Origin of the sequence: Fluviicola sp. (genome assembly GCF_029266855.1) — a bacterium.
Classification (GTDB): domain Bacteria; phylum Bacteroidota; class Bacteroidia; order Flavobacteriales_D; family Crocinitomicaceae; genus Fluviicola.
Window position 1 is genome coordinate 124,806 of the sequence record NZ_JAQSWB010000008.1, and the last position, 22,749, is coordinate 147,554.

23 protein-coding genes are annotated in these 22,749 nt (G+C 40.7%); 10 read left to right on the forward strand and 13 right to left on the reverse strand.

The window, feature by feature from the left end; translation table 11 throughout:
• Positions 1-20: 20 nt before the first annotated feature.
• Positions 21-1,010 (reverse strand): bifunctional heptose 7-phosphate kinase/heptose 1-phosphate adenyltransferase, encoded by a 990-nt coding sequence (locus tag K0S23_RS15565; protein WP_300359318.1) that lies wholly within the window; start codon positions 1,008-1,010, stop codon positions 21-23.
• Complete coding sequence (locus K0S23_RS15570) at positions 1,011-2,201, reverse strand: pyridoxal phosphate-dependent aminotransferase (RefSeq protein WP_300359320.1); 1,191 nt, start codon at positions 2,199-2,201, stop codon at positions 1,011-1,013.
• Between the two features lie 305 nt (positions 2,202-2,506).
• Here K0S23_RS15570 and K0S23_RS15575 point away from each other — a divergent pair, with 305 nt between their 5' ends.
• Positions 2,507-3,562, forward strand: a complete 1,056-nt coding sequence (locus tag K0S23_RS15575; protein ID WP_300359322.1) for a two-component regulator propeller domain-containing protein — start codon at positions 2,507-2,509, stop codon at positions 3,560-3,562.
• Between the two features lie 176 nt (positions 3,563-3,738).
• Here the strand turns inward: K0S23_RS15575 and K0S23_RS15580 are convergent, their stop codons facing one another.
• Complete coding sequence (locus K0S23_RS15580; RefSeq protein WP_300359324.1) at positions 3,739-4,032, reverse strand: hypothetical protein; 294 nt, start codon at positions 4,030-4,032, stop codon at positions 3,739-3,741.
• A 219-nt stretch (positions 4,033-4,251) separates the two neighbouring features.
• Positions 4,252-5,001 (reverse strand): NYN domain-containing protein, encoded by a 750-nt coding sequence (locus tag K0S23_RS15585; protein WP_300359326.1) that lies wholly within the window; start codon positions 4,999-5,001, stop codon positions 4,252-4,254.
• A gap of 478 nt (positions 5,002-5,479) precedes the next feature.
• Between K0S23_RS15585 and K0S23_RS15590 the strand changes: the two genes are divergently transcribed.
• The gene (locus K0S23_RS15590) at positions 5,480-6,925 is read left to right on the forward strand and encodes a hypothetical protein (RefSeq protein WP_300359328.1); all 1,446 of its coding nucleotides are present in this window, start codon (positions 5,480-5,482) and stop codon (positions 6,923-6,925) included.
• A 65-nt stretch (positions 6,926-6,990) separates the two neighbouring features.
• Here the strand turns inward: K0S23_RS15590 and K0S23_RS15595 are convergent, their stop codons facing one another.
• Complete coding sequence (locus K0S23_RS15595) at positions 6,991-7,281, reverse strand: hypothetical protein (protein WP_300359330.1); 291 nt, start codon at positions 7,279-7,281, stop codon at positions 6,991-6,993.
• A 185-nt stretch (positions 7,282-7,466) separates the two neighbouring features.
• Here K0S23_RS15595 and K0S23_RS15600 point away from each other — a divergent pair, with 185 nt between their 5' ends.
• From K0S23_RS15600 to K0S23_RS15610, 3 genes are all read left to right on the forward strand, one after another.
• Positions 7,467-7,883 (forward strand): hypothetical protein, encoded by a 417-nt coding sequence (locus tag K0S23_RS15600; protein WP_300359332.1) that lies wholly within the window; start codon positions 7,467-7,469, stop codon positions 7,881-7,883.
• A gap of 119 nt (positions 7,884-8,002) precedes the next feature.
• Positions 8,003-8,533, forward strand: coding sequence for a hypothetical protein (locus K0S23_RS15605; protein ID WP_300359335.1), 531 nt, complete (start codon positions 8,003-8,005; stop codon positions 8,531-8,533).
• A 176-nt stretch (positions 8,534-8,709) separates the two neighbouring features.
• A complete protein-coding gene (locus tag K0S23_RS15610) occupies positions 8,710-11,697 on the forward strand; it encodes a T9SS type A sorting domain-containing protein (protein ID WP_300359338.1) in 2,988 nt (995 codons plus the stop codon).
• 119 nt (positions 11,698-11,816) lie between these two features.
• Here the strand turns inward: K0S23_RS15610 and K0S23_RS15615 are convergent, their stop codons facing one another.
• Genes K0S23_RS15615 through K0S23_RS15625 form a run of 3 tightly spaced genes read right to left on the reverse strand, consistent with a single transcriptional unit; the run spans position 11,817 to position 14,348 of the window.
• A complete protein-coding gene (locus tag K0S23_RS15615; RefSeq protein WP_300359340.1) occupies positions 11,817-12,326 on the reverse strand; it encodes a GDYXXLXY domain-containing protein in 510 nt (169 codons plus the stop codon).
• Positions 12,323-13,396: a DUF4401 domain-containing protein gene (locus K0S23_RS15620; protein ID WP_300359342.1), complete on the reverse strand. Its 1,074-nt coding sequence runs from the start codon at positions 13,394-13,396 to the stop codon at positions 12,323-12,325. Before K0S23_RS15620 ends, K0S23_RS15615 begins: the two co-directional genes overlap by 4 nt.
• On the reverse strand, positions 13,383-14,348 hold the full coding sequence (locus K0S23_RS15625) for a DUF2157 domain-containing protein (RefSeq protein WP_300359344.1): 966 nt from the start codon (positions 14,346-14,348) through the stop codon (positions 13,383-13,385). Before K0S23_RS15625 ends, K0S23_RS15620 begins: the two co-directional genes overlap by 14 nt.
• Positions 14,349-14,537: 189 nt before the next feature.
• Here K0S23_RS15625 and K0S23_RS15630 point away from each other — a divergent pair, with 189 nt between their 5' ends.
• The 4 genes from K0S23_RS15630 (at position 14,538) to K0S23_RS15645 (ending at position 18,608) form a co-directional block, all read left to right on the forward strand.
• Positions 14,538-15,431, forward strand: coding sequence for a 3-hydroxybutyryl-CoA dehydrogenase (locus K0S23_RS15630; protein ID WP_300359347.1), 894 nt, complete (start codon positions 14,538-14,540; stop codon positions 15,429-15,431).
• A 180-nt stretch (positions 15,432-15,611) separates the two neighbouring features.
• Positions 15,612-17,024 carry a glycosyltransferase family 39 protein gene (locus tag K0S23_RS15635; protein ID WP_300359349.1) on the forward strand — a complete coding sequence of 471 codons (1,413 nt, stop codon included), beginning with the start codon at positions 15,612-15,614 and terminating at the stop codon, positions 17,022-17,024.
• Between the two features lie 44 nt (positions 17,025-17,068).
• The gene (locus K0S23_RS15640; protein WP_300359352.1) at positions 17,069-17,779 is read left to right on the forward strand and encodes a hypothetical protein; all 711 of its coding nucleotides are present in this window, start codon (positions 17,069-17,071) and stop codon (positions 17,777-17,779) included.
• Positions 17,780-17,834: 55 nt separating this feature from the next.
• Complete coding sequence (locus tag K0S23_RS15645) at positions 17,835-18,608, forward strand: GH25 family lysozyme (RefSeq protein ID WP_300359353.1); 774 nt, start codon at positions 17,835-17,837, stop codon at positions 18,606-18,608.
• A gap of 86 nt (positions 18,609-18,694) precedes the next feature.
• Here K0S23_RS15645 and K0S23_RS15650 read toward each other — a convergent pair whose 3' ends face one another.
• The 5 genes from K0S23_RS15650 to K0S23_RS15670 form a co-directional block, all read right to left on the reverse strand.
• Positions 18,695-19,246 (reverse strand): DUF4924 family protein, encoded by a 552-nt coding sequence (locus tag K0S23_RS15650; RefSeq protein WP_300359355.1) that lies wholly within the window; start codon positions 19,244-19,246, stop codon positions 18,695-18,697.
• A 6-nt stretch (positions 19,247-19,252) separates the two neighbouring features.
• Complete coding sequence (locus tag K0S23_RS15655; protein WP_300359358.1) at positions 19,253-19,873, reverse strand: OmpH family outer membrane protein; 621 nt, start codon at positions 19,871-19,873, stop codon at positions 19,253-19,255.
• Complete coding sequence (locus tag K0S23_RS15660) at positions 19,870-20,115, reverse strand: hypothetical protein (RefSeq protein WP_300359361.1); 246 nt, start codon at positions 20,113-20,115, stop codon at positions 19,870-19,872. Before K0S23_RS15660 ends, K0S23_RS15655 begins: the two co-directional genes overlap by 4 nt.
• A gap of 80 nt (positions 20,116-20,195) precedes the next feature.
• The gene (locus K0S23_RS15665; protein WP_300359364.1) at positions 20,196-20,594 is read right to left on the reverse strand and encodes a DUF1987 domain-containing protein; all 399 of its coding nucleotides are present in this window, start codon (positions 20,592-20,594) and stop codon (positions 20,196-20,198) included.
• A 125-nt stretch (positions 20,595-20,719) separates the two neighbouring features.
• The gene (locus K0S23_RS15670) at positions 20,720-21,526 is read right to left on the reverse strand and encodes a hypothetical protein (protein WP_300359367.1); all 807 of its coding nucleotides are present in this window, start codon (positions 21,524-21,526) and stop codon (positions 20,720-20,722) included.
• Positions 21,527-21,611: 85 nt separating this feature from the next.
• Between K0S23_RS15670 and K0S23_RS15675 the strand changes: the two genes are divergently transcribed.
• On the forward strand, positions 21,612-22,745 hold the full coding sequence (locus K0S23_RS15675) for a DUF4856 domain-containing protein (protein WP_300359369.1): 1,134 nt from the start codon (positions 21,612-21,614) through the stop codon (positions 22,743-22,745).
• Positions 22,746-22,749: the final 4 nt, after the last annotated feature.

Below are 22,749 nucleotides of genomic sequence, written 5' to 3' on the forward strand. Positions count from 1 at the left end.
ATCCCGATAACTATCAGGATTTAGTTAAATTGTTTTCCTTCGCATTCCTGGATCAACTGATCTGGTTCGATACTTACCACTCCGCTTTTTTCACAGACCAAGCCTCCTGCGAGATTCGATAGTTCCGCGATGCTTTCAATGGAAAGTTCGGTTGTCAAACACAAAGTTGCGACAGAAATCACCGTGTCACCCGCACCACTCACATCTGCTATATTGCGCACGTGTGCCGGAGTGTGATAATTCCTTTCCTGATCTTTAATATAAACCCCATGTTCGGAAAGTGTTACGAAGGTGATTTCATTTCCAAGGTTTTTTTCTAAACTGGCTATTGCCTGATCAAATAAATCCCTATTCTGGAAACTACAATCAATTCCTACACCCTCTTTTAACTCCTTTAGATTCGGTTTAAAAAGCGTTACTCCTTTAAACGCGAGGAAATTATCTTTCTTAGGATCCACTGTTGTCGGAATCTTGTACTCCTTAGCGAGAGCAATGATCCCTCCTATAACTGTTGGCGTTAATAAGCCCTTGTTATAATCTTCAAAAATGATTGCATCGATTTTTTCCGTCTCAATTGTTCTCTTTACAGAAGCCAGGAAAAGTTGTTCCTCCCCTTCATTCAAAGGATGAGTATCCTCCGCATCAATCCGAAGCAATTGCTGGTTATTTCCAATCACTCGGGTTTTCACTGTTGTGACACGGTTCTCACTTGCAACAATACCGGATGAAAGCATGTTTTGTTTTTCCAGTAACTCTTTAAGTATGCGACCTTCTTTATCCGCGCCAACTATGGCACATAAAATTGGTGTCGCTCCCATAGACTGGAGGTTTAAAGCCACATTCGCAGCTCCACCCAATCGCTGTTCCTGGCTTTCGAGGCTCACAATCGGAACAGGTGCTTCAGGACTTACACGGTGAACTTTTCCCAACATGTAAGCATCGATCATTACATCCCCAATTACTAAAATGCGTTTGGTTTTGAATGCAGCAAGTATCTCGTGTATTGTCATCTAGTTCAATTCTGCTAATGCGTTTGCAACGCGTTTCATTGCTTCCGTCAAAGTTTCTTCGGAAGCCGCGTAAGAGATACGCATACAATTGGCATCACCGAATGCCTCTCCGGAAACCAAAGCGACGCCTTTATCCAAAAGGTACATACACAGATCTTCCGCGGTTTGGATTGTTTTATCTCCATTCTTTTTACCAAAGAAGCTGGAAATATCCGGGAATACGTAAAATGCTCCTCCCGGTTTATTTGTTTTTACGCCGGGCATTTTATCCAATGCCTCCAAAACCAGTGCGCGTCTGTTTTCAAACGCTTTCACCATCTCTTTTAAGATTGAAGGATCAGCATTCACAGCAGCAATCGTTGCACGCTGTGCAATTGAGCAGGTACCGGAAGTGAATTGTCCCTGGATCTTATTACATGCATCTGCAATTTCTTTCGGAGCACCGATGTACCCGACTCTCCAACCTGTCATTGCCCAGGCTTTGGAAACACCGTTTACCGTAACGATCTGCCGGTGAACATCTTCAAACTGCGCCATGGAATGATTGTGGCCTACGAAGTTAATGTGCTCGTAGATTTCATCAGACATCACAATAATACCCGGATTTTCCTTCACTACATCAGCCAAAGCGCGCAACTCCTCTTTTGTATAAACAGTTCCTGTAGGATTACAGGGAGAAGAGAACATCATCATCTTTGTTTTGGGAGAAATAGCTTCTCTGAATTGCCGGGGTGTAAATTTAAAATCACTTTCGATGGTTGTTGCAACAATAACCGGAATTCCGCCTGCAACCTTCACAATTTCAGCGTAGGAAACCCAATACGGAGCGGGAATAATTACCTCATCTCCCGGATTTATGGTAGCCATTACCAAATTGGCAATGGATTGTTTTGCCCCGGTTGAAACAACTATATTTTCGCGTTTGTATGGAATTCCATTGTCACGGTTAAATTTATTAGCAATCGCGTCTCTCAAATCATCATATCCCGGAACAGGAGTGTACGTTGTAAAGTTCTGCTCCATTGCCTCAGCGGCTGCTTTCTTTATAAAATCAGGAGTGTGAAAATCGGGTTCGCCCAAACTTAATGAAATAATGTCTTTGCCCTGAGCTCGCAATTCTCTGCTTTTTCGAGACATTGCCAAGGTAGCCGACTCTTCCATTTCCAATACGCGATCTGATAATTGAATCATAAAACTGCTTTGTTAATGAGTCCCAAATTTACTGATTATTCAGAATAACGCTGCAATAAATCGGGAATAAACCACAACAGTTTTTTCTCCCGCAGATTACGCAGATTGCACAGATTTTTGAAACATTCGAAGAAGAATTCTTAAAATGCTAACTAATGCCTACTATAAATCTACAAACATTCTTACTCTGAGCTAAAATCCAAACGAACTCATCTGAGCCCTGCAGTACTTATTTACATTAATTTACATTGCTTTAAATATAAGCTGGTCCGGAGGATTTACTTTTAATGAAAACAAATGAGATCATGAAAACTTTTTTTATAGGAATGTCTTTAATAGCTTGTCTATACAGCGCTCAAAATCCCAATACAAAACAATCGATTTCAATTTCACACGAAGCTGATCTGGATGATTCGATAGCATACGGTCCGCAAGCCCCATGTTATTATAACAACGCAGTTAGTGAATATGTGCGACGTATTTTCCAAGATAGCAGGGGATTTTTGTGGTTCGGGACCAATTCTGATGGTTTAGCTCTTTTTGACGGGTATAAACTGTCCTACCTAAACACAAACGAAGGATTGATCGGTTCTCAGGTTACAGGAATTATCGAAGACAAAGAGGGGAAAGTCTGGTTTTCAACCAACAATGGAATTTCCCGGTTTAACCTTTCAGCAGGTCCTGGTAAAGAATTTCAAAATTTCGGAGAACAGGAAGGCTTGAGCAATAAAAGTACCTGGTGTATTTTCCAGGACCATAAGGGAACAATCTGGGCCGGAACATTTCAGGGACTTTGTCGATTCAATGGTAAAAATTTCGAGTCTTTCCCACTCCCAAACGCAGAAAAAAGCTGGATCCGATCAATCACTGAAGACAAGAAGGGAAATCTCTGGATTGCCACAGCTGACAAAGGGGCATTCAAATTTGACGGAACTAATTTTAAGCAATTATCAAAAAAGGATGGCTTGTGTTCCAATGATCTTACCAGTATTGTTGAAGATCATCAAGGAAATTTGTGGTTTGGCTCGATGGATGGCGGCTTGAGCAGATACGATGGGAAAAACTTTAAACAGTTGATTGCAGGAAAAGAAATCGGGAACAACGAGGTTTGGACCATTTATGAGGATCGAAACCATGTGATGTGGTTTTCATCGGAAGGTTTCGGGGTATATCGCTACCTGAACGGAGAATTAACTCACTTCGGTGACAAACAGGGACTGCATATCAGTGCTGTGCAATCCATTTACCATGATCGGGAGGGAAGGTTTTGGTTTGGAGGAGGCAGCGGTTTGGTTCTTTTTGATGGTAATTTGTTGTTTATTCCAGTTACCAAAGATGGACCATGGACCTTTGGTTGTTAAAACGACACTTCCTTTTTACCACATATGTACAGATAAAGAGGAGGTGCCTACCGGTGAGCATTATGTACCTTACGGGCAGCGACAAAATAGCAGGTTTAAACTATTGGGAATTCAGGTGATTTCCTGCTGCTTTCCTCCCTCTTTCATCTGCCTCCAAAGGGAGAGACTCAAATCCACTACGAATCCAAAACATCAGGTCGTGCGATTTGTCTTGGGACTCCTTTGTTTTTCTCGATCAATTCAAAGAATGCCATTTCTTCTTCCGGAGTTTCAAAAATGCCAAGAGGAAGAAACAATTGATTCAAGTTTTTAAAAATGATGAAATATGCCTTTTTCTTTTTTTGGATCGATATGATGAAGTCCAGTTTATACGAACTGAAATTTCCATCTTCGTCTGTGAATTCAATGGTGTTATTCTTAATCTCCATAATATAGCTCCCCCCTATTGCCGGAACGATTTTATTTTTCACGAAACTATAAGTGTCCAAAATAGAACTAAGCAGATGCAAGAGTGGAAAACTCAGTATGATGAGGACAGACAACGTAAATTCACGAATATTCAGAAGTATAAGGGCATCCATCAAAATAAAAAAGAGATATGCATTTTTATTTGTCATAAAATGGTATCTCATGTAAACCCAAAACAACTCACTTCGATTCAAACTATAGGTATATTTCATTTTCAAGCACTATTCCTTCACCTTCACAAAGATGTGTTTGGTATTTCTGTTGGTTGTTTCCCGGATATCGATATCGAATTCGTCGGTGCTTTTAATAAGCGGAAGCAGTTTTTGGAAACCGTAGTTCCGCGGGTCGAAGTCGCGCTTCTTTTTCTGCAGAAAGTTCCCCAATTCACCCAGGAAAGTCCAGCCTGTTTCGTCAGCTAGGTCACTAACACTTTCTTTAAGCAGATTCACCAGGTTCACATCGACCTTATTCATCGGCAATGGAGCAGATTCTTTCTTGCTTTGTTTTTGTTTTGTTTCGGACTTCGAAGGAAGCGGTTTGGGTTTCAGGATCTCGATGTATACAAATTTATCGCAGGCAGTGATAAAAGGAAGTGGTGTTTTCTTTTCACCGATCCCCATGACTTTCTTACCCGATTCCCGCAAGCGGGTTGCTAAACGCGTAAAATCACTATCAGATGAAACAATGCAGAAACCATCAACCTGTTGTGAATACAGGATGTCCATGGCATCGATGATCAAGGCACTATCGCTGGAATTTTTCCCACTGGTATAACTATACTGCTGAATCGGGGTGATTGCATTTTCCAAAAGAACACCCTTCCATCCGTTTGCATTTGGTTTGGTCCAGTCCGCATATATCCGTTTAATAGTTGGTGTTCCATTTTTGGCTACCTCTTCCAACATTTCTTTGATGCTGGAGTAAGGTACATTATCGGCATCTATCAAAACCGCCATTTTTTGTTCGCTCATATCATTCATTTAATTCATTCTTTTTGCTGCAATTCCAATCAGAATGAAAATCATTTCCTGGAAACAAATCGAATAGCTTACAAGATAGGGATAATTACGAATTCACAATTACGAATGCCTAATTTTTGGACTTCAGGATATTAAGACATCAAGATGTTAAGACTTGGATACAAAAGACTTTTATCCCAAAGTGTCAGGTATTTAGATTAGTGATTCTTGATTGGTTATTAGTGGTTAAATACACATTCACTATGTTAAATAACTATACAAACGTCGCTATATCTATGCTTCATTTATGCTTCATTTATGCTTTGAATATGGAACATAAGGCAAGTAAAGTCCCTCGGAGTACTTTGAATAGAGTAGTCTATTTGTCGGCTTTCGGTAAAAAAACATTCCTGATACGGGAAAAACACCCTTTTAAGGATTTGGGGTTTTGATTAGGTTTGCTGAAGTAAAATCCACAAAAAACTGAAACATGAAAACTTTTTTACTTTGCATTGCGTTGATTTCGACTGCAGCTTTGTATGCACAAAAAAAAGCGAAAAACGACACGCTGTTAATCTTAGACTTTAAGACTAAAAAAATCACGGAATTTGAAAATTTCAAACCCCGAAGAGACCGTACCTACAATTTCCAGGTTACAAACATCAATCTGAATGTTTATAAGCTGGTCATTAACAAAACCGACACGGTTGTCAGCACTCCTCTTGATTTTTCAGCCTTTTCGATGCTTGACCCAAGCGGGCTTGCTTCGCTAACTAACTCTCTTGTTCACACGGTATCAAACAAAGTTGACACAAGGGACGCCGAAGAATCATTTAATAATGAGCTACAAGGCTTGTCAGAAAAATCCAAGCAATATGCGTCAATTGAAGCTGTTTTTAAGGAAAAAACGCGTATTCTGGAATCTCTTTCTATCCTTGAAGAATTAAAAAAGCACGATTCTATTCTTACCGCCCGGGGTAAAGCAATTGCCGATCTTTCAAAAGTATACTCCGAATATTATACAACGACTGTGGCAAGGTTCAATCGTGATGATTTATCGAATAATGATTTTTGCGTAAACAATGATTCTATTATCGCGTTTGAAAGGAATACCAATAACTACCGTAAGAAGCTGGACGAATTGGCTGAATCATATGACGAAGCAGCAGAAGACTTTGCAGAATTTGTTCTGAATCAAAAAATAGCTATCAAAGATGATAAACTGAGAGGTACTGCAGCACGTATTCAGAAAAAAATTGACGATACCAAGGCAGAAATCAAGAAGATTCAATCCAAGGTTTCAGAAGAAAACATCAAGATCGTTTTGACCAAATTCAGCGATATCATTAACAATGCCTCCAGAACATATACTTCCTTACCGCTTCAATTCAACGGTGACAAAAGTAAACTGGATATCTCGATCATTCCGCAAGACAAAGAGAGTCGTCTACCTTCATATCACAGCACTTACCTGCTTCCCAAACCAAGCGGTTTTTATTTGGGTATTGGTCCGGGCTTATATTACTCCAATCTTTACGACGACCGTTTTTCCACAGTAGGGTTTGCAGCAACGGATTCTACAAGCAACTACCGGATGATCGCTGAAAAACAAAGCAGAAATGAAATCGGTTTATCCGTTTTACTCAAAGCAGGCTGGAAACTACGCAGATGTGATAAAATTGGGTTTCATGGAACTATCGGTGGCGGACTTTCGTTCACTGATCCTTTAAGACTAAGAGCACTTTACGGAGGAGGAATCTCGATTGGAGAAAAACACTGCCTTACCCTTGATCTTTTAGGATCTACCGGCTATGTAGATGTACAAAGCAACACGGTAAACGAGCAAACTATTTTTACTGAAAGACCTGAATCAATGACGGTTTCGGTTCTAAGAACCAAACTTGCTTTTTCGATCGGATATTTGTTTACTTTTTAATTATAAACCAAGCACCTTATTATAAGCGGGGATTTCCTAAACGGAAGTTCCCGTTTTGTGGTACCTCACTCCCCATCCAGCACTTCATTCAATTCTATAATATAGGCATTGCGACTCAGTACCATCTTGGTGAGTTTCCAGATCAGTAATAATAAGAGAGCAGCAATCAGGTGCATTCCGGCCAGGGATTTGCTTCCGCCGAGGAAGTATTCGTAAACTCCCAGGGCAATTAATGCGAAACAGCCGGCAAAGGAAAGCAACTGGATGATGCTCATGAGCATCGAATTCCGGATGACGCTCGGTTGAAATTGACGAACTCCTTTGATTCGTTCAAGGATCTGATTAGCATTTGTCATGATCAGTAAATTAGCAAGTTAATAATACGAAAAATGTCCGGATCCTGCTTCATGAAAGGCGGGTATTTTTTTGATTAACAGCATTTTGTCTTCGATTAAAAGGACAAAGCAAACAAAAGGATCTACATTTCCACAAGCCATGGATTCGGATTTGTTCTTTAGTCTGAATTCACTAATTTCAAGCGATGGCAGTAAGTAAAAAAGGAAAGCGCACTATTACAGTTGATGGAAAAACCTACTTATGGTGGGTATTTGATGAAGTTGATCAGACGTTTTTTGACAACACACAGATCAAATTGATCTCTGAAGATCAATCACATTATATCAAATACGGGTTAGAGCAGGCAGATGATAATCGGAGCGTCGTAATCGGATTACACAATAATCCGGGACTCATTCAATTGGAATGTCCGAAGTTTGAAGATGAAAGAGGAATTATTACCCCATCCGGAATCAGGCAATTGATCGAATGGTGTAAAACACAACCAAGTGAAACAGCGATACGGGTTATCAAACACGCTTATGAACCAAAACTTCATGCTCTGTCCGATGAACGAATCCAACAACTTTATAAGCGCATACTTTACATGTTAAATAAATAGTGAATTTAATTGACACGTGGTTTTATTTTAAAAATATGATAGATTAACAACAATCTGTTTTTTTATTTGTAAAGAACCAAAATATTCGTTAACTTACAGTTCAACGAAAAATTCAAGTTATGTATCGATCAGCAAAATATCGAAACACACTTAACTTAATAGCTCCTGTTTTTTTAGGACTCCTAATTCTTTGCGTAAATTATCAGATTATTGTTTGGGGGATCAAAAGAGAATTCTTGAATTTCATTTATTTCACCTGGGTATTGGTGGGATTTTTGATCTTTATATTCTACCTCGAACTGGTTTATTTCATGTTCTCAGTGATGGAGATCACCCCGACCGAGATCATCTTCACCAAACCCTGGAGGCGCTTCGGAATGTTCCGCAAACGACAAAGCCGTTGGGTGATCCCTCATTCGGAGTGGACCGAACTTCATGCATTTAATTCAAAATCGAATTCTGCCCTTTATTTCAGGAAGAACGAAGAAGCTGTTTTCTTCGCCTTTATAGATGGTGGGAATCTTTTTGTAAAAAAGATAAAAAAACACTTCAGAGAGAAACTGATATACTATTCATATAACGCTGAATTTCCTGCAAAGCTGCGAAAAAAAATGAATGAAGAGTATCCTGAACGGGTTATGCGGGCTTAGTACGAGCATTTACCAATCGTATTGAACAGAAAATATACAAAACACACTTTTGGCTTACATATAAGATAAGAACCGGAAAAGAACCGGCAAACAGTGGTATCCATTGAGTTTTCGCAGTTTGTCCTGCTTTCTTCCCGCAACTTATTGATTAGTTATTTATTGTAAAAACTACAACGATGAAAAGCTTAAAACTGATGTTTTGCATTGGCATATTAGCCATACCCGTTCTTTCCGGAGCACAGGTGAGTTCGAATACCTTTAGTCAATCCACCGGAACGTATACAAACATAACAGGCGGAACCGTTCTTTGGAGTGCTACTTTTGACGATAATGTCTCAAGCGCAATTACAATCCCAGCCTTTACATTCAATTGTACGAGCTATACCCAGTTATTCGTATCTGCAAACGGATATATCAGCTTCGGGTCAGCTCCGTCGGGAACGAATTATACTCCCATATCCGGAACCGAATGCTCAGGTATCGTTGCTCCTTTTGCAGCTGATCTTAACCATGCAGCGGCAGGAACTCCTGAAATCCGTTACCAGGATATTCCTGCATCCAATGAATTTGTTATTCAGTGGCGTGATGTTCGCCGATATAATGTTGCCGGAGACCGGATCAGCTTTCAGTTACGGTTGAATTATTCCACTAATGTTATCAATATCATTTACGGAGGAACCATTACTGCGGATGCCGCAACAACACCTGCAATCCAGGTAGGATTACGTGGATTGACCAATGCTGATTTTAATAACCGCACCACTACAACAAACTGGGCTGCAACTACGACAGGCGGAACAAATACGGCTACTTGCCGGTATGCCGGTACCGTTAGGCCGGCAGCGAACCTGACATTCTCCTACACACCGACTGCAATGACCTATGTTTCCTGTACGACAGCACAACCAAATACATCAAGTGTAGAAAAATGTCTAAACGGTCAGGAGGTTATCCGGATCGAAGTTGTGACTTCGGGATGTACTTCTCCCCTAAACCTCACACAATTCCAGATCAATATGACCGGATCAACCATTGCAGGAACCAATACCAATGATGTATCACTGATCCACGTTTATTATACCGGCAATTCAAGTACTTTTTCTGCGGTCAATCCCTTCGACGGTGCAGGAACTGCCGTTGCCACCGGTACCATAACCATTTCAGGAAGCAGAACTCTGACTTCCGGGACCAATTATTTCTGGGTTGCTTATGATATGAATAACGCTTCAGCAACGATCGGGAACGTAATTGATGCACAATGTACTTCACTTACAGTGGGAATAGCACGCACTCCAACAGTTACGAACCCAGCAGGTTCGCGCACTATTGCTGCCTGTGCCGGAGCACCGGGAGGCGTTTCTTCAGGACTAAGCGCATGGTATAAAGCCGATAACACATCCAGTTTAACAATTGCAACAGGAGTCTCATCCTGGACAAGTTCAGCGGGTTCTGCAGGAACCTGGGCAGTTACCCAGGCAACAGGAGCTCAACAACCGGGAGTTATCTCAGGTGCAACGAACGTCCGTTTATTCAATTACAATCCCCGGATTGACTTCATAGCAGCCAACAACACGATGCTCGGTAACAGTTCCACTGCGACAGATTTAATGACAACTTCGGGAAGTTTCTTTATAGTTAGTGATTTTAGTACAGACAATTTTACCGGGATGACCTATTCTCCCAACTTATCTGCTTTCCGGCATCAATTTAAGCCTGGGTTCCGGACCCAATCTTCCGATGGAAGCGTCAACGGATGGACCTTTGACTGGACCGCTCCAACTGAATACAGTAATCAGAGTGCATCTATGTGCTCAGTTACCGGCAGCGGCGCAACACATGTAACTAAGAAAAACTCGGTCTCCGTTGCAGCCTCCAACTCGAATAACAATACCTATACTCCAAGTGTTTCAACGGGTCTATACCTTGGTCGCAACAACAACGGGGGTGAAGATACCGACGCCAATATCGGGGAACTCATTTTTTACAACTCCACTCCTTCCGCTGCAGATTTGAACAGAATTGAAAGTTACCTGGCTGTAAAATACGGAATCACAAGAGGCGGCAATACCAATACCGGAGCAACTTACAATTACCTTTCCTCTGCTAGTACAACGATCTGGGATAAGACCGCCAACACCGGTTTCAACTACGATATTGCGGGAATCGGACGTGATGATGCTTCTGCTCTGTTCCAAAAACAATCCATCAGCGTAAACAACAATGAACCCGTAACCGTAGGACTTGTATCGATTGCGAGCAGCAATGCAACCAATGCCAACAGCTTCAGTTCCGACCAATCTTTCCTTATTTGGGGAAACAACGGTCTTGCCAATCAAATAACAAGCAATCCATCCTGCTTTGCCAATCTTCCCCCGGGAATCTATGGACACATCGAACGGGTATGGAAAGGGCAGATAACAAACTTTGCACAGAATGTTACGGTAGGTTTTGAAACCAGTATGCTTGTGGCCTATACACCGGTATCAAATCTCCGCCTCCTTGTTGACAACGATGGTACGGACTGGACCAATGCAAGCATCTATTCAGGTGCAGTTATTAACGGCAGTCGTGTGGAATTCCCAAACATCAGCATCACTTCCGCACAACCCTTTTTCACGCTTGCTTCTATCTCAGCAACAACTCCTTTACCCGCGACACTTATTTGGTTCGATGCCCGCTCAAATGACGATCGTTTGGTAGAGATCAGCTGGGAAACGGAAACGGAACAAAACTGCGATTACTTTACAATAGAAAAAAGCAGAGACGGCATTAACTGGGAACATCTCCAAACCCAGGATGGTGCGGGAACAAGCATGGAGAATCATGTTTATATGGTCTACGATGAGCATCCCGTAAATGGTGCGAACTATTACAGGCTGAAACAAACGGATTTTGACGGACAAACTGAAGACCATGGAATTCGCACGGTGATACTCGACCAGGAAGCGGCATTTGTTTTCTTCCCGAACCCGGTTTCGGATCAACTTGTGATTTCCTATAAAGACAACCGGGAACATGAAATTCAATTAATTGATGTTCAAGGCCGGATCATTAAAACAACCAAAGTCAAGGGAAGTATTTCCATTGCAGTAAAAGAATTCAGTCCCGGAGTATATTTCTTAAGAACCGAGGAGGGCAAGGAATATAAGATAACGATCGATTAAGTACTGAATCCCGAAGAATAGCGCAAGCAGGATTACAGATCAGAATAACTATGAGTTGATAGTTATTCTGATTCAAGGTATTGTCTTAGACAATGACTATCAATTGCTCCGCTAAGGTATTATTTTAAGGGTTTCCGGTCCTTATCCAACAAGTACTCGATCACCACATCTCCGGATTTATCTACGCGAAACTGCGCATACTCTGCCCGGTCGAAATGCTTGCCTTGTCCTTCCTGGAACAAATATTCATTGGGAAGAATTTCCCAGCGGAAATAGCGGCGGACGCACGGAAGTTTGAACTCTCCCTTTTCCAGCGGCTGTTTGCTGTCCATTCGCACAAATACCGCCAAACTATCTTCCATTTTTAAAACTACTCCTCTTCGGTTTGGGCCATCGTTCTGAAAACCTAAGCTTCCAAAATCGAACTGGTTGGGTAATTTATCATTGACTTCGTAATTGAGCGTCATGTAATCTCCCATCATGAAAGAACGTGGATCTGCCGGTGCCAGTTTTAATACCAACACTTCTCCTTCTTTCAATAATTCTTCTTTGTCATAACGCATCCATAAAAAGACCACAACGAGTAAAAACAAATTTGTGATGAGCAGGTTTCGTTTCACATTATTCATGACGTTCTTTTTTTAGAGATCAACACCAAATACAAACCTATGTACAAAACTCCCAAGCCTATAAACAACAGGGATTTTTGCATAAGAGTCCACTCCAGTTCATAATAAAAATGGATTACCGCATAGATCAATCCCATTGCTGCGGTAACAATTCCAAATATGGAGCGGGTAAACAGAAATGCCAGGAACGCCAGAAGGAAGAAACCAATTTTCACACTAAACACTCCCAGCAGAAACAAACTGAGCGGTAGAAAAACAACAAGCCAAAGCGGCACATGCTCGTTCTTCATGCGACGGTATTGCCAGGTAAACAGGGCAGCAGCCAGAATGAGAATCTCTGCATACATTGCGATGTTATACCAGGCAGGTTCTTTCGTTACATTCCAATGAGACCAATCGATAAAACCGATGATATAATAACTTGCAAGCGCAACGAAAAATCCATGCTTCAGGTAATTGAAAAAATACGACCAGGGGGTAAAGCGACTTACGATCAACTCCTCACACCAAATCAGCAATGCAAGGATCAAGGTGAAAATCATCAGAACCAATTTGAACTTATAAATTTGAAAATCGCGCAGTTCTACAACAAACCAGTTAAGCAGCCACAGAATGGCAACGATCCCAAGTATTGTAAGCAGGTTTTTTCGTGAGATGATAATCAATACAACGAGAACAGTAATGATCACCAGTATTACATTTTTATCTGCCCATCCCATTTCAAACAAAGCAGCCATCAAAGACACCATTCCGAAAGTACCGAATCCTGTAGCCAAAGCGTCTATCAAACGTTGTCTGACCAATAAATGCAACAGGATATTTGTTCCAAGCAGAAGAGCAGCCATCGTAAAATAAAATCCGGCAGTCCGGTCAGCCACTACCTGAAATACAGCCGCAGTAAATAAGCCAAGTGTCAGCAGTGTTCCGATAAACACCAGGTATTCCAATGCACGGATTCCAAAATGTGCGCTGTGATAAGTCAGCTCCTTTTCAGCCTTTTCTATCTGAATAACTGAATCCGGAAACAAAGATCTCCAATATGCTTCTGGGTTTCTTTTATGCTTTTCCATTTTTCCAGGAATTTCGTAAGTAAATTAAAAGGAAAACGCACGCGGTTAAGGCTCCCAGGGTAACGAATGCAGGTATAAAAAGATTCTCATCCGAGGAAGAGATTATTTTGACATTCAGTATAATAATGAGAGACAATGCGATATGTGCAATCGGAACCAGCCACTTTTTATAAATCGCGAGGCAAAAAAGAGCAACTTCACAGAGTATGAAAACGAAAAACTCGATCCAATCAAATGCAGGGGTGAAAAAATTCCCTGCGATAATACTGGAAGTACGCGCCGTACTAAGAGCAATTGCCGGAGTGAGTAAAACGATCAGATACCAATAAGGAAAGGCCTTTTCAGGTTTGAATTGATTCCAGATCACCGTTCCGGCCACAGCCACAAAGAGATAAACATATACGGAAAACAGGTGATCGAAATAATCGTAAAGTCCAATGCAAAACAGCAAATGGAATAAGATCCACAAAGGTGAAAAGTGAATTACTACCACCCAAATCACAATCAAAGCGAGCCATAGGGCAATAAACTGGTAAGTAAAAGCACCTGTTTGATACACTTGTCCGAATACAGCAAACAAAACACCCACCAAAACACAAGAAATACTAATCAGCAACTGCCTGACCAGTAAGGGAGTTTTGGGGAGAAATGCAGGAATTGAAAATCCCAGAATAAAAATAAACACGGTGCTAAACTTCCAGCTTGCGGGCATATCCCTCCAATTGAATGCAAAGAAGAAAATCAGTCCAAAAGCAAGCAGGCTAATTCCACCTACCAGTAAAATCCATTGCAAAAACTGCTGATATTCTATCCGGTGGATTAAAATTTGTTCGCGAAAACTTTGTTTTTTTTGTGCGGGGCTTAAATCAGCATTGTTTCCAAGTGCAGTTAATTCCACACGGGATAAGCGCTGATCCGGCTGTTCAGTAGGTTGTTCAGTATTTATAGGCATAAGCATTTAACTTAGTGCAGTAAATATACTATTCCAAAAGAAAAAAAACGTTAAAAGGGAGAAATGGCAGCTTTTAACTTAAAATTATACGAATGAGCGCCAAACTCTAAATCGGATTTAAAATCTCCTTCTTCATTCGGCACCAAACTTTCATTATCTTCGCACACGAAAAAAATAAGAACTCACTTCATGAAAAAAGTAGCAGTAATTGGTGCAGGAACAATGGGAAACGGAATTGCCCACACGTTCGCACAATTTGGATATGATGTAGCATTGATCGATGTAGCACAAGCTTCATTAGACAAAGGAATGGCAACAATCACGAAAAACCTGGATCGCCAGGTTGCGAAAGAAGCTATCACAGAAGCTGATAAAACTGCTACTTTGGCTAATATTACCACTTTCACTTCAATGGAAGAAGGTGTTAAAGGAGTAGAATTAGTTGTTGAGGCAGCAACTGAAAATGTGGATTTGAAACTCAACATCTTCAAACAACTGGATGCTTTAACTCCTGAAAACGTCATTTTGGCATCTAATACATCTTCAATTTCCATCACTAAAATTGCTTCAGTAACAAATCGCCCTGAAAAGGTGATCGGAATGCATTTCATGAACCCAGTTCCGGTAATGAAACTGGTAGAGATCATTCGCGGATATTCTACAACTGATGAGGTAACGAACCTGATCATGGAAACTTCCCGGAAACTGAACAAAGTTCCGGTAGAAGTGAATGATTACCCTGGTTTTGTAGCAAACAGAATTCTAATGCCGATGATCAACGAAGCAATTTACACTTTGTATGAAGGGGTTGCCGGTGTAGAAGAAATTGATACCGTTATGAAATTAGGAATGGCTCATCCGATGGGACCGTTGCAGTTGGCTGACTTTATTGGTCTGGACGTATGTTTGGCAATTTTGGAAGTACTGCATGACGGTTTCGGAAATCCGAAATATGCACCATGTCCGTTGTTGGTGAACATGGTTACTGCGGGTAAAAAAGGGGTAAAAACAGGAGAAGGGTTCTACTCGTGGACACATGGGACAAAGGATTTGATCGTTGCCCCGAATTTTAAGAAAAAGTAATTCTAAAAGATAACTGAAGCGGAGTTCTGAAAGGAGTTCCGCTTTTTTGTTTCAAAAAATTTGAACATGGCAATATTGCAATGTTGCAATTTCGCTACTTTGCAATTTCGCTATTTTGGAAGATTGCTAAATCCGTTCTTTTCAAACTTTTCTCCTAACTTCGTATTTCAAAGAAAACACGTGAGATCATTCTTCGCTCTTCCCATTTTTAAAGACATTCGGTTTTGGATCATCCTGTTCTTCCTGGTGCGTATGTACGGAATTACAAATCCTCCGTTGGAAGTTGCCCACAACTGGCGACAAACTACCGGAACGATGGTCACCCGGAATTTCTATGAAGGACCGGCAAATATCCTCTACCCGCGGATCGATTTTGCAGGTGAAAAAACCGGAATTACCGGGATGGAATTCCCCGTTTTGAATTACATCGATTACCTGGTTTCCGAACTTTTCGGTTACCAGCATTGGTATGGCCGGCTTATTAATCTGATCGTAAGCAGTTTTGGGATCTGGTTTTTCTTCCGGATTCTTAAACGTTATTTCACTCCTGAAACAGCCTTTAATGCATCTATAATCCTATTGGTATCAATCTGGTTTGCCTACAGCCGGAAAATCATGCCTGACACCTTTGCTACCTCCTTCGTAATCATCGGGTTCTATTATGCCGCCTGTTATTTTGAAGAACAGAAAGTAAGATGGCTGAATTTACTGCTCTTTGCCTTATTCACACTTTTAGGCATTTTAGCAAAATTGCCTGCAGGATTTTTACTTGTTCTGTATGCATTCTTCATCTTCAACAGACACATAGGTATCCGACTTAAGATCGTCTTCTTTATCCTAAGCGGAATCATTTTAGCCCCTATTGCCTGGTGGTATTTCAGCTGGGTTCCTTATTTGGTCGAAAAATATCAGTTCTGGCATTTCTTTATGGGAAAACCATTGAGTATCGGTGCAAAGGAATTAGCAGAAAACCTGGGAGACGGATTAAAGCATTTTTACGATTCTGCTTTAAAATTTACGGGATTCGGAATGTTTATCGTCGGATTATATTTTGCCTTCAGAAAAAGCAACAAACTTCTTTGGTCGATCCTTGGCCTCAGTTTTATGGCCTTCCTTGTTGTTGCCATGAAGGCTGGTTTTACGTTTACACACCACTCCTACTACATTATTCCTTTTGTTCCCATCATGGCACTGGCTGCAGGATACGGTATTGCCGGATTCCAACGAAAAGCGGTCCGAATCAGTATCCTTGCCCTAATTATTCTGGAAGGAACCTTAAATCAATTGCACGATTTTCGTTTGAAAGAACATGAACTGGCATTTGTGAAACTGGAAACTGAGATGGATCATTTTTCCAGGCGTTCAGACCTCATAGCAGTGAACACCGGGGACAATCCGACAGCCATTTATTTTGCACACCGGAAAGGCTGGGTAGCGAGCAACGATGAATTGCTAAACGAATCCTTCCGAAAAGACATTCACCAAAAAGGCTGCAAATACATTGTGGTGCTAAAACGCTACTTAGGCGGTGATCTGTATTTGGAACTCCCTGTTGTTTTGTCAAATACGGAGTGGACTGTATATAAGCTTTGAATACCCAATAAATCCGTATTTTTGCTGCACTTTCTAATTAATCAATGAAAAAAACAATCACCCTTTTCACACTCATTTTCTTTCACACCCTGGTATTCGGACAAATTGTAAGTCCTAAGGGGAAATCAAAGCCTGTCAGAACAAAACCTGTCAAGGTCTCAACAAGTGATTCCAATCGGATATACGTAATCAGACATGCTCCGCAAAACATGCGTTTCATCCAATTCGGAGTTGAACTCGGAACTGTCTTCATTGCAGATTCCGCTCAGAGATATTATCTTCCCAAAAAACAGGTCATACACTACGGGATTAATATGCGCATCGGCGATATTTATAAGAATCGTGTTTACGGAATTCTAGGATTCGAATTGTATGCTCAAAAAGCATATAAAAACACACCTGTTACGTCCCTCTATGAATCTGCGGCGGCTAAATCGAACAAATACAACTACAAAAACGTATTTAATTTTATGGGGTACTTGGGATGCCAGGTTCCCTTTCATCTTTCAGAATTAACCTCCGTTAATCTATCGTCTGCACTTATGTGTGGTATTTCTACAACTCCCAATCCCAAAGATGAGATTAATTATTTTGGAATCCGGCTGGCTGCAAATGTAGAACGAAGGTTAGGCACCCTTCCAGTAATCGGGATATTTGGAATTGCATACGATAATAATTTTCTCTTCCGGGATGACCGCTCGTCTGCTACCCGAAATCCAAATCTTTTGAAAATTTATTTTGGAATCCGCATTTGATGCTTTTTGAGATAAGATGTTGAGTAAACATTTTTCGCCGTAATTTAGCAGCCAAATGGCAAAAAGAAGACAGACCCGAAAAAAAGCAAGTCCCAAGCGTAAATCATCAGGTAAAAAGAATAAAAGCAGGTTCTTTTTCTGGATTGCAGTTCCCGCCGGAGTACTGGCTTTTTTCTTCTTTTGGTATCAAACCGAGGGAATGGTACAAACTTCCACTCATTTTCATGAAATAATTCCTCCCGGCTATAAAAGCGTTGGTTTGGATGTATCACATCACCAGGGAGAAATCGACTGGGATTTGCTGATCAACGAAAAAGGATTCGACACCATTATTGATTTTGTTTATTGCAAAGTAACGGAAGGTTCTGACCACCTGGATACCCAATGGGAACGGAACCGGGAATATTTAAATAAATACGGAATCCTGAATGGTGCATACCATTATTTCAATCCGAAAGCACTCCCAAGACCGCAAGCGGAGCATTTTCTCTCAGTTTATAAGATCAGAAGTATTGACCTTCCCCCGGTAATTGATGTGGAAGACGAAGGGTTTTCAGATGAAGATCTGAGAGCAAAAGTCCTGATCTGGTGTGAAGAAGTGAAAAAAGCAACCGGTGTAAAACCAATCATCTACACTTCTTTGAACTTTTATGAGACCAAGTTTCGTGGAAAGATGGAAGGATATAATTTTTGGATCGCAGCATACAGCAGGGAACCGCAATATATGACCGACCGCGAAGTACTGCACTGGCAATTTTCAGAAACGGGAAGATTACCTGGCGTTTCGGGGATGGTGGATTTGAATGTCAGTAAACAAGAGCTTTATTAATTCAAAATGATGTTCCGATAGCTATCGGAATCAAAATTCAAAAATATCCTAAGTCAGAAACTTTTTGAATTTTACCTTTTGAATTTTTAATTATTCCAGTATTGCCCTTCCCCGCCTTTCATTTGGTGGTAAGATCGTGTGAGGTAAGCCAACAGAACCCGCATAGCATCAAAAGCCTCCTCCGTTTCCTGGCTGATTTCTTTCTTCTGCAATTTCAACAGCAGTTTCATATAAAGTGCATGGAAACAAACTTCCAGGTGATTCATTCCCTTCAAATTTGAATGCTCAATGAAATCTTCAATATATGGAAGTGCAGTAGAATAAAGTGTCCGGTATTTTTCATCATTCACAATGGTTAAAAGTGAATTATGCAAATATGATAATTCCACCAATACATCCTGAAGTTCCAAACGATGCCCCGATTCAATGATCCTTTCTGACTTCATATCCCGGATCAATCCGGCATACCAAGCCTTATAGCGCTCCAAATAAGCACGATCAGGGAGATTCGGCTCCACCACTTCTTTAACGATACGATCGAGGTCAAACTGATATGCACGGATCAAATCCTCGATTTGATACATGTATAAAATATATTCGGCGACGTTCTCGTTAAGTTTTTGTTGTGCTATCAGCATATTTTATTACTTGCCCAAGTCTTTATCCATCATTTCCTGCTCGTGGTTGAGGAAATCAATGAAAGACTGAGTTACATTCATTTTATCATTAATGAAATTGATCTGTCCACCTTGTCCGTGGATTAATAAGACATCAATTCCATATTTATCGCAGTATTTTTTTCCTGCTACTTCAATTTTCTTGCCCAAAACAGTTAAAGCTTCGTTGGTTTCCTTTTCCAACTGGGCTCCTCTGCTCTGTTGCATGTTCATCAACTGTTCACGCATACGCATGATCTCGTTTTCCAGGGCTTGCAGTTGTTCACCGGTAGCTGTTCCCTCGCGCATATACTTTTCGTAGTTCTGGGCTTTCTGTTCCAAAGAGCGTTGTTTCGACATCATCTCGTTCTGGAAAGCCTCCCCTTTTTTCGTAATACGGGCATCTTCGTTCTTGTAGTACGTGAATCCGTTCTTCAAACTATCCGAGTAATAGAATGCAATTTTCAATCCTTTTGAATCCACAACCGGAACAACAGGTGCCTTTTCTTCTTTTGTTTTCTCCGCCTCGGAAGATTCTTTTTTGTCTGAACAAGCAAAAGTTGTTAATCCAAGAATTAAACCTGCTGTAATGATGTGTCCTAATTTCATACTTCTTTATTTTTAAATGCTTCTTCCCAATCTGTTCTCATAGAAAGAAACCGTTCCAGAGAGTTACGTAATAATTGATCTGTTACCATGCGTTTAAGCTCTTCCAAACCATTTACATCCGACTCGGCAATTTTAAATGTTTGTTCGAATTGACCCAGTTCAATTTTCACCAGGTATTTCGCATTATACAAGAATATCTGGATCTTGTAGCGAGGATGTGGTATGTCAGCTATTACACGCATAATCCGACAAAAATAATGAAATTGGAAAAAGAGGGGCTTTTTCCGGCTGATAAATGAAAAATAAATGAGGGAAGTGTGTTTTATGCCACTACTAAATCGTTATCCGTATACTCACGGAAATCGAACGGAACATGAACCATAAAAGCATAATCCTGGCCTACTTCATACATATCCTCATCAGATTGTCTGTAATACCACTCCACTTTTGCCTTTTTACCGGAATCAACCAGTTCATTCAATTTGTAAAGTAAAAACAGAATGCGTTTTGATGAAGTAATATTGAAGTACTCCAAATCGATTCTTACAAGAGTTTCCTCGTTAGGGTTTGTCATGTAATCATCAAACCACGTTAAAATCGAACCCCAAAAAGCCTCAGGATCATCCGGAATTGAACGACCTTTAATTTCCATGATTCCTGTACCAGGATTCAAATTCACCAAGGGGGTTTGAGCAGTTGCCTGAATTAATAATGTATCCATTTCTCACTTTCGCTCCTGCAAGTTGTAAATTATTTTTCAAACTGCAAGGTACTTTTCTACGAAAGATTTAATATTTTCGACTAAAAGGCTCTGTTTCAAGAGTCAAAACTCAATAATGACTTAATTTATTCGTTGATAAGGTGATACTCCACCAAACCCTTTAGCGGGCTGGCAACTCCCCTTCCCACTTCAATAGAATGATCTTCAAACACTTGCGTAAAAACATCTTTTTGTTCGTATCCGTACGTACCGATAAATGAAACGTATTTTAATTCCGGAACGGGAAGACAATATAATTCTACAAATAAGGCTGCATTTTCACGATGAAGAAATCCGAAATCCATTTTTGAGGTTTCTTTTCCCAAACCCGAAATCCATTTTTGAGCTTCCGGCCCTGCCAGTTTGGAAAGAATAAACTTCTTAGATTCGAAAAGGGTAATCCATTCCTGCTTCCAATGTTCACTCCGGAGCAAATGACGGACAAGTAATTTCCCGAAATAAAAACCACTTCCTTCGTCGCCGATCAGAGATCCGTATCCCCCGATTCGTTTCACGATCTGCGAACCGTCGTACTGAACCAATATGGAACCGGTTCCCAGAATTGCCACCCAGCCGGGCTCGTTTCCGTAAAGCGCTCTGCATGCCGCCAGGGTGTCAGGATAAACCTTTACTTCAGAAAATCCAAGTTGCATCAACTGAATTTGCATCTCTTTTTGAATCTTCTCACCGGCGCAACCAGCTCCATAAAAATAAAGCGGCACATTCATTCCCTTGAATCGGTTCCGCAAGCTTTCAAAAGAATAATTGCCCGAAAGCGCATATTTCGGATGTAAACTATCCGTCTGGATATAGTCTACTTCGTTATTCTCCAGCACGATTCCCCAATTAGCAGATGAACCTCCTGAGTCAGCAATTATGTATTTGGCATTCATAAATCAAAAATACCTTTTTTCAGGTATTGCCGATGAAGACCATCGAACTAACTTTGCAATTAAATTTAATTTTACAAATAGACTTATGAAGACCCTCTTTTATTTCCTTTCTCTTTCTGTATTGTTGGCCCCGCTGGCATCTTGTAAGAAAAGTGGTTGTACTGATCCTACGGCATCAAATTACAGTTCAAAAGCTAAAAAAGACGACGGAAGCTGTACTTATGATTTAACGTATACTATTCCAACTACTTATGCATTTACAAATGCAAGCGGTCAATCAACTGTTAACTATGCAGGACAAACAGAACGTATCAACCAGTTAATCGAAATGATCGGGTATACGGACCTGGGGACAACTCAAGTAATATCTGCTCAAGTTTTGAGAGATATGTTTGCAAACGTTGGCGGAAACGGAAATGGAAGTTTCTCTTTTATGTCTACTAAAAACCTGAAAGATAAATGCTTCAGCCTTGATACGGCAATGATTTCTGCTTATTTCACAGATATTGCCACTGCGAGTAATTCATACATGAATACTGCTTCAAACGGACAAGCAGGAACATTGACTTCCGGAACTTCTACCTATTTGATCGACGCAAACGGTTTCGACAAATCCGAGATCATTGAAAAATCAATCATGGGTGCTGTGTTCAAATACCAGGCATTGAATGTTTATTTGGGCCCATCAAAAATGAATGTAGACAATACCACTCCTGTCTCCGGAGAAGCTTATACAACTATGGAGCACCACTGGGATGAATGTTTCGGATACTTTTCAGTTCCTACAAACTTCCCGACAGCACCGGCTCTTGCTTTCTGGGGGAAATACTGCAATTCTCAGAATACAGCATTGAATTCCAACCAGGTAATGATGGGGAATTTCCTAAAAGGACGTGCAGCTATTTCAAACAATGTTCTTGCTGACCGCGATGCTGCAATTGTTGCGATTCGTGAAATGTGGGAGAAAATTGCTGCATACCAGGCAATGAAATATTTGGATCAGGCAGTAACCAATTACGGAACTGACCAGGCTAAATATTTACACGTATTATCCGAAGCATACGGATTTATTTATTCTTTGCGCTTTGCTCCTACTGAAACACGTAAAATGTCGGTTACAGAAGTTGATAACCTGCTTGCAGACTTCAACGGAAATTTATGGTCATTGACTGTAAATGATATCAATGCTATTAAAGCAGCTATCGACGCAAACTATTAAATAT